The 14,288-nt window shown below is 72.3% G+C and carries 10 protein-coding genes; 5 read left to right on the top strand and 5 right to left on the bottom strand.

The window, feature by feature from the left end; all coding sequences use genetic code 11:
• Positions 1-3: 3 nt before the first annotated feature.
• The 3 genes from HII36_RS03820 to HII36_RS03810 all read right to left on the bottom strand — a co-directional run bounded on the left by HII36_RS03820 (position 4) and on the right by HII36_RS03810 (position 4,981).
• Positions 4-2,463, bottom strand: coding sequence for a polynucleotide kinase-phosphatase (locus tag HII36_RS03820; protein ID WP_173521615.1), 2,460 nt, complete (start codon positions 2,461-2,463; stop codon positions 4-6).
• Positions 2,447-3,964 (bottom strand): 3' terminal RNA ribose 2'-O-methyltransferase Hen1, encoded by a 1,518-nt coding sequence (locus HII36_RS03815; protein ID WP_173521614.1) that lies wholly within the window; start codon positions 3,962-3,964, stop codon positions 2,447-2,449. Before HII36_RS03815 ends, HII36_RS03820 begins: the two co-directional genes overlap by 17 nt.
• A gap of 102 nt (positions 3,965-4,066) precedes the next feature.
• Positions 4,067-4,981 carry an LLM class F420-dependent oxidoreductase gene (locus tag HII36_RS03810; RefSeq protein ID WP_173521613.1) on the bottom strand — a complete coding sequence of 305 codons (915 nt, stop codon included), beginning with the start codon at positions 4,979-4,981 and terminating at the stop codon, positions 4,067-4,069.
• Positions 4,982-5,089: 108 nt separating this feature from the next.
• On the opposite strand from HII36_RS03810, the gene HII36_RS03805 reads away from it, so the two are divergent.
• Genes HII36_RS03805 through HII36_RS03790 form a run of 4 tightly spaced genes read left to right on the top strand, consistent with a single transcriptional unit; the run spans position 5,090 to position 9,011 of the window.
• Positions 5,090-6,121 (top strand): glycoside hydrolase family 18 protein, encoded by a 1,032-nt coding sequence (locus HII36_RS03805; RefSeq protein WP_173521612.1) that lies wholly within the window; start codon positions 5,090-5,092, stop codon positions 6,119-6,121.
• Between the two features lie 45 nt (positions 6,122-6,166).
• On the top strand, positions 6,167-7,285 hold the full coding sequence (locus HII36_RS58540) for a sensor histidine kinase (RefSeq protein ID WP_173521611.1): 1,119 nt from the start codon (positions 6,167-6,169) through the stop codon (positions 7,283-7,285).
• On the top strand, positions 7,282-8,415 hold the full coding sequence (locus HII36_RS03795) for a sensor histidine kinase (protein WP_173521610.1): 1,134 nt from the start codon (positions 7,282-7,284) through the stop codon (positions 8,413-8,415). The genes HII36_RS58540 and HII36_RS03795 overlap by 4 nt, the downstream gene beginning before the upstream one ends.
• Positions 8,412-9,011: a response regulator transcription factor gene (locus tag HII36_RS03790; protein WP_173521609.1), complete on the top strand. Its 600-nt coding sequence runs from the start codon at positions 8,412-8,414 to the stop codon at positions 9,009-9,011. The genes HII36_RS03795 and HII36_RS03790 overlap by 4 nt, the downstream gene beginning before the upstream one ends.
• 243 nt (positions 9,012-9,254) lie before the next feature.
• Here the strand turns inward: HII36_RS03790 and HII36_RS03785 are convergent, their stop codons facing one another.
• Positions 9,255-10,505 carry a class I SAM-dependent RNA methyltransferase gene (locus HII36_RS03785; protein WP_328807574.1) on the bottom strand — a complete coding sequence of 417 codons (1,251 nt, stop codon included), beginning with the start codon at positions 10,503-10,505 and terminating at the stop codon, positions 9,255-9,257.
• Between the two features lie 65 nt (positions 10,506-10,570).
• Between HII36_RS03785 and HII36_RS03780 the strand changes: the two genes are divergently transcribed.
• Positions 10,571-12,208 carry an alpha/beta hydrolase gene (locus HII36_RS03780; protein ID WP_173521608.1) on the top strand — a complete coding sequence of 546 codons (1,638 nt, stop codon included), beginning with the start codon at positions 10,571-10,573 and terminating at the stop codon, positions 12,206-12,208.
• Positions 12,209-12,222: 14 nt separating this feature from the next.
• Here HII36_RS03780 and HII36_RS03775 read toward each other — a convergent pair whose 3' ends face one another.
• Entirely contained in the window at positions 12,223-14,271 is a 2,049-nt protein-coding gene (locus HII36_RS03775; RefSeq protein ID WP_173521607.1) for an APC family permease, read from the bottom strand.
• Positions 14,272-14,288 lie beyond the last annotated feature (17 nt).

The following is a 14,288-nucleotide window of genomic DNA, read 5'->3' as shown; positions in this document are numbered from 1 at the left end:
GGGTCACAGCCGCGGGTCGACCGGCTCGGACTCCAGCGCCAGCACCGCGAAGACCGGCTCGTGCACCCGCCAGGCCGCCTCGCCCTCGGCCAGCCGCGACAGCGCCTCCAGCCCCAGCGCGTACTCGCGCAGCGCCATCGACCGCTTCTTGCCGAGGAAGCGGCGGCGCAGCACGTCCAGCGACTCGGTGTAGTCGGGGCCGTAGATGATGCGCAGGTATTCGCGCCCGCGCACCTTCACGCCCGGCTGCACCCGCCCGGCCGTGTACGCGGCCGGCTTGACCACCATGCCCTCGCCGCCGTCGGCCGTCATCGACTCCCACCACTCGGTCGCGGCGGCCCGCGAGGCGGCCGAGTCGAGCGAGACGAACACGTGCCTGGTCGGGGTGATCAGCGGGGAGTCGAGCAGCCCCAGCGTCGACAGGTGCCAGGCGTGCGGCTCCAGCGCGGTGTTGCGCCCTTCGCAGGCCAGGATCTGGAACGGCGCGACCCGCACGCCGTCGAGCCCGTCGACCGGCCAGCAGTAGCGTGCGTAAGCGTCGCGGAACAGGGCAGCGTTGTCGGAGCGGCGTCGGGTGCGGGCCAGCAACCCGCCCACATCCAGCCCGCGCTCGGCCGCCGCCGCCAGCGCCGCCACCGCCTCGGGCAGCGCGGCGCGGGCCGCGGCGCCGACGGAGGCGTACTGGGTGCGGATCAGCTCGCCGGCCTTGGCCGACCAGGGCAGCAGCTCGCAGTCGAGCACCACCCAGTCCGAGCCCAGCGACTCCCACAGCGGCTCGCAGGCCGCGCGCAGCCGGTCGACCAGCGGCGCCATGTCATGGAAGAACGGCCGTCCGGTACGCGTGAAGACCGCGCCCGCGCTGCCGTCGGTGACGCCGAAGCGCGCCGCGGCCGCCTCGGGCGTCCTGGCCAGCACGGCGACCGCGCGCGAGCCCATGTGCTTCTCCTCGCACACGACCTCGCTCACCCCGGACGCGGCGAACTCCTCGAACGCCTCGTGCGGGTGCTCCAGGTAGCCGTCCAGCGTGGACGTCCCCGGCGGGGCCATCGTCGGCGGCAGGTAGACCAGCCAGCGCGGATCGACCGCGAAGCGGCTCATGACCTCCAGCGCGGCGGCCGCGTTCTCCTCCATGACCTTCACCCGGGTGCCGAACCTGGTCTCGACGTGCCGGGTACCGATCACGTCGTTGATGTCGAGCATGCCGGGATCGCGGGACGGCCCGCCGAGCGGCTTGACCGATTCGTACCAGGTCTTCTCCGCCGGCACCTGGACGATCTCCCGCTCCGGGTAGCGCAGCGCGGTCAGGTGGCCGCCGAACACGCAGCCGGTGTCGAGGCAGATCGTGTTGTTGACCCACTCCGGACGGGTCGTCGGCGTGTGGCCGTAGACGACCATGGCCCGGCCCCGGTACTCCTCGGCCCACGGGTAGCGGACCGGCAGGCCGTACTCGTCGGTCTCGCCGGTGGTGTCGCCGTACAGGGCGAACGCGCGGACCCGGCCGGAGGCGCGGCCGTGGTAGGCCTCCTTGAGCCCGGCGTGCGCGACGACGAGCCGGCCGCCGTCGAGGCGGTAGTGGCTGAGCAGGCCGTCCATGAACCGCCTGGCCCGCTCGACGAACTCGGGCGGCTGGGCGGCGAGCTGGTCGAGCGACTCCTGCAGGCCGTGCGCGACCGTGACCTTGCGGCCGTTGAGCGCGCGCACGAGCTTCTGCTCGTGGTTGCCCGCCACGCAGATCGCGGTGCCCGCCTCGACCATGTCCATGACCAGCCGGAGCACGCCGGGCGAGTCTGGGCCGCGGTCGACCAGGTCGCCGACGAACACGGCGGTGCGGCCGTCGGGGTGGTGCAGGCCCTGCCAGCCGAGCTCGCGCAGCAGCGTCTCCAGCTCGGCGCGGCAGCCGTGCACGTCGCCGATGATGTCGAAGGGGCCGGTCAGCTCGCGCTTGTCGCTCCACGCCTTCTCGTAGACGATCTCGGCGTTCTCGATCGCGTCGAGCCCGCGCAGCACGTGCACGCGGCGGAACCCGTCGTTGTTGATCTTGCCGAGGGAGCGGCGCAGGTCCTTGCGCTGCCTGATGACGACGCCGGGGCCGAAGTCGCGGTCGGGACGCGCGTTGTTGCGCTCGATCGCCACCTCCTCCGGGGCGTCCAGGACGATCGCGTCGGCCAGCACGTCGTGCTTCCTGGCCAGGTCGATGAGGGACTTGCGGGCGGCGTACTGCACGTTGGTGGCGTCGACCACGGTGAACAGCCCGCGCGCCAGCCGCACGCCGACGATGTGGTGCAGCAGCTCGAACGCCGCCGGCGTGGCCGACTGGTCGTTCACGTCGTCGGCGACCAGGCCACGGCAGTAGTCGGAGGAGATGACCTGGGTCGGCTTGAAGTGCCTGGCGGCGAACGTCGACTTCCCGCTGCCCGACACGCCGACGAGCACCACGAGGGAGAGCTCAGGAACGCTGATCACGGGTGAACACTCCCATCTGGGTGGGCGGGCCGACCTCGGGGTCGTCGTCGCCCACCGGCTTGAACACGACCTGGTAGCCGTAGTCGGCGGCCACCCTGGCGGCCCACGCCTGGAACTCGGCGCGGGTCCACTCGAAGCGGTGGTCGGGGTGGCGTAGCCCGGTCAGGAACTCGTAACGCACGTTGTGCTCGACGTTGGGTGTGGTGACGAGCACGTGCTGGGGTCTGGCGTGGCCGAACACGACGCGTTCGAGCGCGGTCAGGCGCGGCGGGTCGACGTGCTCGATGACCTCCATGAGCACGGCCGCGTCGTAGCCGGTCAGCCGCTTGTCGGTGTAGGTGAGCGCGCCCTGGAACAGGCTGAGCCTGGCCCGCTTGCTGTCGGGCATGCGCTCCAGGCGGAGCTTGCGCGCGGCGATGGTGAGGGCCATCGACGACACGTCCGTGCCGGCCACGCGCGCGAACCTGGGCCTGGCCAGCAGCGCGCCGACCAGCTCGCCCTGGCCGCAGCCGAGGTCGATCACGCTGACCGCGCCCAGCTCCTCCAGGGTCGCCAGCACGGCCTCGCGGCGGCGCAGGTTGAGCGGCTTCGCCTTGGGCGCGGGCTCCCCGGTCGCCGCGTCGGGCGCGGGCTCTCCCGTTTCCGCCTCGGCCGTCGCCGTTTCCCCCTCTGCTTCCGCCTCGGCCGCCGCCGCCTCGTCGGCGGCGCTCTCGTCCGGCGCGGCCTCCTCGGCCACCGGCGGCTCCAGCTCCTCCTCCGTCTCGTCGCCCAGCTCGGCCAGCCTGGCGAGCGCGGTGCGGGCCAGCGCCCAGCGCCGTCCCATGTAGCGGCGGGTGATCAGGCCGCGCTCCGGGTGGCCGTGCAGCCAGCCGGTCCCGGCCCTGACCAGCTTGTCGACCTCGTCGGGCGCGATCCAGTAGTGCTTGCCGTCGTCGAGCACCGGCAGCAGCACGTACAGGTGGTTGAGCGCGTCGGCCAGCCGCAGCGTGCCGCTCAGCGTGAGCCGCACGTACCGCGAGTCGCCCCACTCGGGGAAACCCTCGTCCAGCGGGACGGACTCGGCCGCGACGTCCCAGCCCAACGGCTCGAACAGGCGCCTGGCCAGCTCGGGACCGCCCCGGCAGGGCAGCGCGGGCAGCCTGATCTCCAGCGGCAGCGGGCGCTCGGCCAGCTCGGGACGCGCCTTGCAGCGACCGGCCCGCGCGGTGCGGAAGACGTCGGCCAGCGCCACGGCCAGCAGCGACGAGGCCGCGTACGGCCGGTCGTTGACGTACTGCGACAAGCTGAAGTCGGGCGAGTTCCTGCCGCGCGATCTGACCAGCGCCACCGGGTCGACGTCGAGCATGAGCGCCGCCGTGCAGCGTTCGTCGCCCGCCTCGGGATAGAAGACCGTGGCGGTGCCGAACGACTGGCCGAACTCCTGCACGCGCTCGGGATGCTTGTGCAGGAGGAAGCCCAGGTCGGTCGCCGGACGGGCAGTGGTCGAGATCGTCAGAAGCACGCCCCAAGTCTGCCGTAGCCCGGCAAAACACCGCCACGCGATTTAACCCGCCACGCGATTTAACCCGCCACGCGATTTGCACGTGCGGCTTACACGTGCGGCTTACACGTGCGGCAGCACCTCGGCGGCGATCAGCTCCAGCTGGTCGAGGTCGGACAGGTCGAGAACCTGCAGGTAGACGCGCTCCGCGCCGAGCTCGCCGAACTTCCCGAGCTTGTCGAGCACCTCGGCCGGAGTTCCGGCCAGCCCGCCTTCGCGCAGCGTGGCCAGGTCCTGGCCGATGGCCGCGGCGCGGCGCTCCAGCTCGGCCTGGTCGCGTCCGACGCACACGGTCTGCGCCGCCGACAGGACGAGCGTGCGGCCCGCCTCCTCCGCCGCCCGGCGCACCCGGTCGAACGCCTGGCCGGTGTCGGCGACGCCGTGGAACGGCACGTTGTACTCGTCGGCGTACGCGGCGGCCAGGCGCGGGGTGCGCTTGGCGCCGAAACCGCCGATGATCAGCGGCGGCTTGGGCCGCTGGGCCGGCTTGGGCAGTGCGGGCGAGTCGGCGAGCCGGTAGTAGCGGCCGTCGAAGTGGTACGACTTCTCCGCCGTCCACAGCCCGGTGATGATCTCCAGCTGCTCCTCGAACCGGCCGAACCGCTCGCCGAGCGGCGGGAACGGGATGCCGTACGCGGTGTGCTCGCCGTCGAACCAGCCGGTGCCGAAGCCCAGCTCCACCCGTCCGCCGCTCATCTGGTCGACCTGCGCCACGCTGATCGCCAGCGGGCCGGGCAGGCGGAACGTGGCCGGCGACACCAGCGTGCCCAGCCTGATCCTGGAGGTCTCCCTGGCCAGGCCGGCCAGCGTGATCCAGGCGTCGGTCGAGCCCGGGCCCGGGTCACCCGCCCCGATGCGCTGGTAGTGGTCGGAACGGAAGAACGCGTCGAATCCCAGCCGCTCGGTGGCCTGGGCGACGGCTAGCAGGTCGTCGTACGTGGCGCCCTGCTGGGGCTCGGTGAAGATCCGCAGCTTCATGACGCCATTATCCGCACACATCGGACGGCATCGGGAAAAGGCCCGCGCCGCGTGGCGAACACTTGCTAACGTTTCTGCGCGTAGCCGACCAACCACTCGGAGTTGCGTATGTCGCGGCACGTGCGGCCGCCCGGCACGCTGCCCCGCCCGCTCGCGTTCCTCGGCGCGGTGCTGCTCGTCGGGGGCACGGCGATGGCGATCTCCGTGCTCCCCGCCCCGGCCGAGCCGGAGGCCACACCCGCGCCACGGGCCGCCACCGTGTCTCCCCCGCCGGCCACCTCCGGCGCCGAGCCCGCGGGTCCCGCCGGGTTCGTCGCGTTCGTCGACACCGCCCTCGATCCCGGCCTCGACCTGGCCGCCGAGTCGCGCCGCAGCGGCGTGCGCTGGTACGAGCTGGGCCACGTGATCGCGGGCGGCGACGACGGCTGCTCGCCCCGCTGGGCCACTTCCGCGGCGCCGGGCGCGTCTTCGACGGCCGCCCAGGGCGTGCTGGCGGCGCGCGCCCGGCCGCTGGGCGAGCGGCTGGGGCGGCTGCGCGCGGCGGGCGGCGAGGCCGGTCCCGTCTTCGGCGGCCCCGCCGGGCGCGAGCCGGCCGCCGCCTGCACCAGGCCGGGCGCCCTGGCCGCGCTCTACCGTCGCGTGGTGGTGGCGCTCGACGCCCGCTACGTCGGCTTCGAGGTGCGTGACAGCGCGGATCGGGCCACGGTGCTGCGCCGGGCCAGGGCCGTGCACCAGGTGCAGCGCGAGCGTCCGCTGCGGGTGGCCGTCACGCTGCCGCTTGGCCCGTACGGGCTGAGCGCCGAGGACGCGGCGATGTTGCGGCTCACGCGCCGGGCGGGCGTGCGGATCGACACGGTCGGCCTGCTGGCGCGGATCGAACCGCAGACCGCGCCGGACGGGCGCATGCGCCGGCTGGCCGCGGCCGTCCGCGCGGCCAGAACCCAGATCGACGCGGCGCTCGGCGACAGCGGCGGGCGGATCGCCCTGACCTCGGTGCTCACCGGATCGGCCGATCTGAGCGAGCTCGACGCGCGCAAGCTCGTCGCCTACGCCGACCGGCACCGGCTCGCCTGGTTGTCACTGCGCGGCCAGGAACCCGCACCCGAGATCGCCAGAATTCTCTGGCACCCCCCTCGCTGAATATAGGATTTTGACGACATTGCGGTCAGCGGGGGGAGGGGCGTGGTGGCGAGCCGTCCTACGTCAGCCAGAAAGATGCTGCTGTACTGGATGGATGCCATGGCCGTCCTCATGGCCCTGCTGCACCTGGCGATCGTCGGCACGCTCGCCGCGCTGGGGCACATCACGATCCTCCACGGGGCGGCCATGGTCGCCTGCCTGCTGGGCTTCTACGGGCTCTTCCCGTTCATCCTCAGGGACGGCTACGACGCACGCCGTTCGCCCCCGGCCAAGCTGTGGATCGCCGGCGCGTTCGTGGCGGCGTCGGTGGCGCTGCTGCCTCCGGGCGCCTTCGAGGACATCGCCACGTGGGCCGAGGTGTGGGCGTTCTGGTTCGCCCTGACCGCGCTCTTCCTGCCCCCGCGTGCGCTCGTGCTCCTCGGGGCCGCGCTGACCGCCGTGATCAGTGGATACACCTCCGTGGTCACCGGGCGTCCCTGGGCGGGCATCGCGGTCTCCCAGGCGGCCAGCGCCGTGCTGTTCACGCTCGCGCTGTTGATGTGGCGCTGGCTGTGGTGGACGATCAGGGACGCCCACGACAGCCAGCAGGCCAAGGCCAGCCTGGCGGTCTCGGAGGAGCGGCTGCGTTTCGCCCGCGACCTGCACGACCTGCTCGGCCACAGCCTGTCGGTCATCACGCTGAAGAGCGAGCTGGCCGCGAAGCTGTCGACCAAGGACGCCGGCCGCGCCGCCGCCGAGATGACCGAGGTGCATCGCCTGGCCGGGGAGGCGCTGGCCGAGGTGCAGGTGGCCGTGCACGGCTACCAGGCGCTCGACCTCGACGCCGAGCTGACCCGGGTGCGCGACGCGCTGTCGGCCGCGGGGACGCGGTGCGTGATCGACGTCCGCGCCGACGACCTGTCGCCGGCCGCGCGCACGCTGCTGGCCTGGGCCGTCCGCGAGGGCGTCACCAACATCATCAAGCACAGCACGGCCACCCGATGCGTGATCACCATCGAGCAGGGGGTGCTGGAGATCCGCAACGACGGCGTGCACGGGCAGGTGTCGGGGTCGGGCAGCGGGCTGCGCGGGCTGTCCGAGCGCATGGCCACGGCAGGCGGGTCCTTCACCGCCGAGCCCGCTCCCGGCGGCGAGTTCCTGCTGCGGGCGGCGGTCCCGGCATGAACCTCGACGTCCTCGCCCGCCTGCGTGAGTCCTACTCGCGGGTGCGGCACGCGTCCAAGCTGGACAAGGTCCGGTGGATGGTCCTGTACTCCAGCGACATCACCATCCTGCTGTCGCTCATGGGCTTCGTGGACCTGTACATCCGCTGGCAGAAGGGCATGTGGCCGCCGCTGCTCGCGGTCGCCGCGGTGCTGCTGGCGGTGCACATCACCCTGTCGTTCCGGGTGATCAGGATCGCCGTCGGCGGCGGGCCCCGGCCCGCCAGGATCCTGGCCACCACCGGCGTGATCGTCCTGCTGCTGTCGATCTTCCCGCTGGTGTGGGTCATTCCGACGTGGCTGGGGACGCTCGCGCCGTTCGTCCGCAGGCGGACCATCGTGCTGGCGTCCGCGGCGTCGGTCGCGGCGACCAACCTCTACGTGACGCTGGCGGACGAGTTCCAGCCGGCGGTGCTCCTGACGCAGACCGTGCTGACCGCGCTCTGCGCGGCGGCCCTGCCGGCGAACATGTCGCTGTGGCGGGTGGCCAAGGAGGCCCACGAGGGGCAGGAGGCCAAGGCCAGGCTGGCGGTGTCGGAGGAGCGGCTGCGTTTCGCCCGCGACCTGAACGCGCTGCTCGGGCAGAGCCTGTCCGACATCTCGGCCCGCGCGCTCGGCGCCTCCCGCGTGCTGGCGGCCGATCCGGGCACCGCCGCCCAGGAGATGTTCGAGGTGCGCGAGCTGGCCAGGCAGTCGCTGCGCGAGGTGCGCACGACCGTGCAGAACTATCGGGCGCTGGACCTGGACGAGGTGCTGTCGAGCGTGCGCGCGGTGCTGGAGGCAGCCGACGTACGCTGTACGGTACGGGCCGCCACCGCCGACCTGACGCCGGAGGCGCGCACGCTGCTGGCCACGGTGGTCCGGGAGGGCGCGACGAACGTGCTCAAACACAGCAAGGCGGAACGTTGCACGATCACGATCGAGGATGGGGTGCTGGAGATGTCGAACGACGGCGTGACGGGACCGGTGGGTGAGCACGCGCCGATCGGCCTGGCGGGCCTGGCCCAGCGGCTGAACGCGGCGGGCGGCACCCTGGAGGCCGCGCCGGCGCCTGGCGGCTCGTACCTGCTCAGGGCGGCGGTGCCGGCATGAACACGCGCGTGCTGCTGGCCGACGACGAACACCTGATCCGCGGCGCCATCGCGGCCCTGCTCGACCTGGAGGACGGCATCGAGGTCGTGGCCCAGGTGGGCCGGGGCGACGAGGTGGTGGCGGCGGTGGCCGAGCATCGTCCGGACGTGGCCGTCCTGGACATCGAGATGCCCGGCATGGACGGCCTGAGCGCGGCCGAGCAGATCAGCTCGCAGTGCAAGATCGTCATCCTGACCAGCCTCGGCCGGCCCGGCTACCTGCGCCGCGCCATGGCGGCCGGGGTGAGCGGCTTCCTCGGCAAGGACGCCTCGGCGGAAGAGCTGGCCATGGCGATACGCAAGGTGCGCGCCGGCGGCCGCTACCTGGACGCCGAACTGGCCGCGGCGGCCATGGCGGCCGGCGACAGCCCGCTGACCGAACGCGAGCGCGACGCGCTGCGGCTGGCCGGAGACGGGGCCGCCATCTCGCGGATCGCCGCCGAGCTGCACCTGACGGAGGGCACGGTACGCAACTACCTGTCCAGCGCCATGACCAAGCTCAACGCCCAGAACCGGCTGGAGGCCATCCGGACGGCCCAGCGCATGGGCTGGCTCTGACGAGCCGCCGCCGGGCCGGGAATGGATCGCGAGTGGGGGCCGTTACCTATCTCGTAACCGGTGTGTCCAGTGTCCCCGGGCCTCACCTACCGCCTTCGCGGACTACCGTTCGGCTGGAGCCGCGTTGAGCCTTTCGCCGAGAGGCGACCTGCACACCGGTACGCACACGTGAAAGGGCCGCTCTCCCCCAGGGGAGAGCGGCCCTTCGAACGTCCCGATACACGGCCTGCCGCGCCGCCGGTGCTACTCCCTGACCAGCAGTGCCACGCACTCCACATGGTGAGTCATGGGGAAGGCGTCGAAGGCCCGCAGGTCCGTCAGCGGGTAGCCGCGTTCGGCGAACCACGCCAGGTCCCGCGCCAGCGTGGCCGGGTCGCACGACACGTACACGATCCGCGACGCCTCCAGCCCGGCGATCCGCTCGACCACCTCGCGGCCGAGCCCGGACCGGGGCGGGTCGACCACGACCAGGTCGGCGCGTTCGATCTGGAACCGGTCGAGGGCCTCCTCCACTCGCCCCCGCTCCACCCGCGCCTGCGGCAGGTCGCGGAGGTTGGCGCGGGCGTCGCGGACGGCGGCGGCCTCGGACTCCAGGCCGAACACGGCGCCGTCGGGGCCCACGCCCTCGGCCAGCCCGGCGGCGAACAGCCCGACGCCGCAGTACAGGTCGAGCGCCCACTCCCCCGGCTCGGGCGCGGCGTAGGACAGCACGGCGTCGAGCAGGGTCTCGGCGGCGCCCGGGTGGACCTGCCAGAAGCCGCTGCCGGCCACCCGGAAGTCGCGCTCGCCCACCTGCTCGTGCAGGACGCCCGAGCCGCGGCGCGGGACGGTGCGGCCCTTGCCCTGGTTGAGCAGGATGGAGGCGGGGGCGTCCAGTTCGGGGACGGTGACCGAGCGGCGCGGCTTGGGCGAGACGACGACGGCCCGCTCACCGCCGGAGGCGGCGATCACCTCGACGCCCGCCGCGCCCGGCCAGTCGTAGGCCTCGGCGCCGACGGCCTCCACCTCGGGGTGGGCGATCAGGCAGGCGTCGACGACCTCGATGTCGTGCGAGCGGTGCCTGCGGAAGCCGAGCTGCCCGTCGGGGCGCGCGGCGAACTGCACCCGGGTGCGCCAGCCGAGCCCGTCCTTCGCGCCGGGCACCTCCTCCACCACGACCTCGCGCTCCAGCCCGGCCAGCCGGTGCAGTTGCTCGGCGACCACGGCGGCCTTGAGCCCGCGCTGGGCCTCCAGCGTGGCGTGCTGCCAGTCGCAGCCGCCGCAGCGGCCTGGGCCCGCGTACTGGCACGGCGGGACGACGCGGTCGGCGGAGGGTTCGATGATCTCCACCGCGTCGGCTCTGAGGAAGCGGCTGGTCTCCTCGGTGACCCGGGCGATCACCCGCTCCCCCGGCAGCGCGTGCCTGACGAACACCACGCGTCCTTCGTGGCGCGCCACGCACCAGCCGCCGTGCGCGACCGGACCAACTGTCAGCTCGAGAGATGCCTGTTCCACAGAGACACCTTATGCCCTGACCTGGATGACTACTTTCCGTACTTGATCCATTATTCTAGGTGATTATGGACAGGGCGCGCGTGGTGCGGCGGCGGCTCGGCTTCGGGGGCACGCTGCTGGCCACGCTGTTCGCGTGCGCGTCGCTGACGCCGTCGCTGCTGCCGCGCACCTGGCTGTTCCAGGGCGTGATGGGCGCGATCACCGGCATCATGGGGTACGCGGTCGGCGCGTCGATCGGCGCGATCGGCCGGGCGGTCGTCCCGTACCGGCTGCCGGAGCGCGGGCGGGTGATCGCCTGGCGGGTGATGATCGGCGCCTGCGTGCTGCTGACCACGGTGACGTTCGGCTACAGCTTCGGCTGGCAGCGTGACCTGCGCGCGCTCATGGGGATGGACACCGCGATCACCTGGTTCGCGCCGGTGATCCTGGCCATCGCGGTCTCGTTGTTCCTGCCGTGTCTTCTCGTCGCCAGGCTGATCCGGCTGGGCGGGCGCACGCTGATCGACTGGCTGGACCGGTTCGTGCCGCCGTGGGCCGGTCACGTGGCCGGGGTGCTGATCATCGCGTTCCTGGTGGCGGTCTTCGCCAATGACGTGCTGTTCTCCGCGTTCGTGGCCAGGATGAGCGACGTCTCCTCGGTCGCCAACAGCGGCACGCATCCGGGCGTCAGCCCGCCCACCTCGGCCAAGCTCTCCGGCGGGCCGGGCTCGCTGGTGCGCTGGGAGTCGCTGGGCCGGGAGGGCCGCCGCTTCACCGGCACCGCCGCCACCCCCGACCAGCTGGAGTCGTTCTCCGGGCAGCCGGCCGCCGAGCCGATCCGGGTCTACGTCGGCCTCGACTCCACCGGCTCGGTAAGTGAGCGGGCCGCGCTGGCCGTGCGCGAGCTGGAGCGCACCGGCGCGTTCGGCCGTCCGGTGCTGGCGGTGCTCGGCACCACCGGCACCGGCTGGGTCGACGAGAACATCGCCGACTCGCTGGAGTTCATGTACAACGGGCACTCGGCGATGGTCGCGCTGCAGTACTCCTACCTGCCGAGCTGGGTGTCGTTCCTGGTCGACAAGGAGCGGGCGGCCCAGACGGGCCGGGCGCTGGTCAGCGCGGTACGCGCGCGCTGGGCGGCGCTGCCCGCGCACACCCGGCCCAAGCTGCTGCTGTCGGGCGAGAGCCTGGGCTCGTTCGCGCTGGAGGAGGCCTTCCGCGACCTGGACGACCTGATCGGCCGCACCGACGGCGCGCTGTTCGTGGGCCCGCCCAACGCCAACCACATCTGGTACGAGCTGACCACCGGCCGCCGCCCCGGCAGTCCGATCTGGCGGCCGGTCTCCCGCGCCGGCACCTCGGCCAGGTTCGCCCAGACCCCGCGCGACCTGGGCGAACCGCCCGGCCCTTGGCGGCATCCGCGGGTGGTCTACCTGCAGAACGTCTCCGACCCGGTGGTCTGGTGGTCGCCCAAGCTGCTGTGGGAGCGGCCGGCGTGGCTGACCGGCCGGCGGGCGCCGGGGCTGAACCCGCGGATGAACTGGTTCCCGGTGGTGACGTTCTGGCAGGTGCTGGTGGACATGGAGACCGCGCGGTCCGTGCCGCCCGGGCACGGGCACCGCTACGGCGCCAACATCGTCGACGGCTGGGCCGCCGTCGCCGCCCCGCCCGGCTGGACGCCCGCCGACACCGCCAGGCTCCGCGAGCTGATCAGCGTGCTCTGATCAGCGGGCACTGATCAGCGGGTCCCGGCCTGGCCTCCCTCGTCCTTGACCGTCTGGTGCCAGGGCCGGCGCACCGCGCCCGGCGCGAACGGCTCGGGACGGCCCTTGAGCCGGTCGGAGGAGTGCAGCTGCCACGGCACGCTCGTCACCATCACGCCCGGCTTGAACAGCAGCCGCGCCTTCAGCCGCAGCGCGCTCTGGTTGTGCAGCAGGTGCTCCCACCAGTGGCCGACCACGTATTCGGGGATGAACACGGTCACCACGTCGCGCGGGGAGCGCCGGCGCAGCGTCTTGACGTAGTCGAGGATCGGCTGGGTGATCTCCCGGTACGGCGAGTCGAGCATCTTGAGCGGCACCGGGATGCCGCGCCGCTCCCACTCCTCCTGCAGCCGGCGCGCGTCTTCGCCCTCGACGCCCACCGTGATGGCCTCCAGCGTGGACGGCCGGGTGGCGCGGGCGTAGGCCAGGGCGCGCAGCGTCGGCTTGTGGATCTTGGAGACGAGCACGATGGCGTGGTTGCGTGCGGGCAGCGTGGGCGGCTCCTCGTCGTCGCTGATCTCCAGCTCGGCGGCCACGTTGTCGTAGTGGCGGCGGATGCCCTTCATCATCAGGAACAGCAGCGGCATCGCGATGACCACGATCCACGCGCCGACCAGGAACTTCGTCAGCAGCACGACGATCAGCACCAGGCCCGTCATGATGCCGCCGAAGAAGTTGATCACCCGGGAGCGCTGCATCTGGTGCCGGATCTTGGGGCTGGTCTCGGTCTTCAGGTGGCGGGTCCAGTGGATGACCATGCCGATCTGGCTGAGCGTGAACGACACGAACACGCCGACGATGTAGAGGTTCAGCAGCCGGCTGACGTCCGCCTGGAACCCCCACAGCAGCAGGCAGGCGCCGAGCGCCAGGATGACGATGCCGTTGGAGAAGGCCAGCCGGTCGCCGCGGGTGTGCAGCTGGCGCGGCAGGTAGCGGTCCTGGGCCAGGATCGAGCCGAGCACGGGGAAGCCGTTGAAGGCGGTGTTGGCGGCCAGGAACAGGATGAGCGCGGTCACCGCGGAGATCACCACGAACGGCAGCGACCCGCTGCCGAAGACCGCGTCGGCCACCTGGGAGATGATCGGCTGCTGGTGGTAGCCCTCGCCGACCGGGTTGCCGTCGGGCTTGATGAGGTTGTGCGGGGCCACCGACGGCTCGTCCACCTTGACGCCCGAGGCCAGGCCGAGCGCGATGATGCCGCCGAACATGGTGATGGCGACCAGGCCCATCATCAGCAGCGTGGTGGCGGCGTTCTTGCTCTTGGGCTTGCGGAAGGCGGGCACGCCGTTCGAGATGGCCTCGACACCGGTCAGCGCGGCGCAGCCGGAGGAGAAGGCGCGCAGGATCAGGAACGCCGCGGCGAAGGCGGTCAGGTTGGTCTGCTCCGCCTTGATCGTGAAGTCGGCCGTCGGCGCGCGCAGCTCCTCGCCGAGCACCAGCAGCCGGAACCCGCCCCACACGATGAGGCCGAGCACCGCGATCATGAAGGCGTAGGTGGGGACGGCGAAGGCCGCCCCGGACTCGCGGATGCCGCGCAGGTTCACCACGGTGAGCAGCACCACGATGACGATGGCGACGGCGGGCTTGTGCTCGGCCACGAACGGGATCGTGGCGCCCACGTAGTCGACGCCGTTGGCCACCGACACGGCGACGGTCAGCACGTAGTCGACCATGAGCGCGCTGGCCACGGTGAGCCCGGCGTTCTTGCCCAGGTTCGTGTTGGCCACCTCGTAGTCGCCGCCGCCGCTGGGGTAGGCGTGCACGTTCTGCCGGTACGAGGCCACCACCGTGAGCATCACGACGACGACGGCGATCGCGATCCACGGGCTGTAGGAATAGAAGGAGACACCGGCCAGCGACAGAATGACCAGAATTTCCTGGGGCGCGTACGCCACGGAGGAAAGGGCGTCACTGGCGAAAACCGGCAGGGCGATACGTTTCGGCAGGAGTTGCTCGTGGAGCTGCCCGCTACGCAGCGCGCGCCCCACGAGCACGCGTTTGACAAGATCCGCTACCTTCGCCACGTAACGAGATGCTAGCC

The sequence above is a fragment of the Nonomuraea antri genome (assembly GCF_013283785.1).
GTDB lineage: Bacteria > Actinomycetota > Actinomycetes > Streptosporangiales > Streptosporangiaceae > Nonomuraea > Nonomuraea antri.
This window is presented reverse-complemented; position numbering and strand designations above follow the sequence as displayed.

Coding starts and splice junctions, on each gene's coding strand:
- HII36_RS03790 (WP_173521609.1), top strand. CDS start 8,412: ATGAACACGCGCGTGCTGCTGGCCGACGACGAACACCTGATCCGCGGC.
- HII36_RS03795 (WP_173521610.1), top strand. CDS start 7,282: ATGAACCTCGACGTCCTCGCCCGCCTGCGTGAGTCCTACTCGCGGGTG.
- HII36_RS03805 (WP_173521612.1), top strand. CDS start 5,090: ATGTCGCGGCACGTGCGGCCGCCCGGCACGCTGCCCCGCCCGCTCGCG.
- HII36_RS03780 (WP_173521608.1), top strand. CDS start 10,571: ATGGACAGGGCGCGCGTGGTGCGGCGGCGGCTCGGCTTCGGGGGCACG.
- HII36_RS03810 (WP_173521613.1), bottom strand. CDS start 4,981: ATGAAGCTGCGGATCTTCACCGAGCCCCAGCAGGGCGCCACGTACGAC.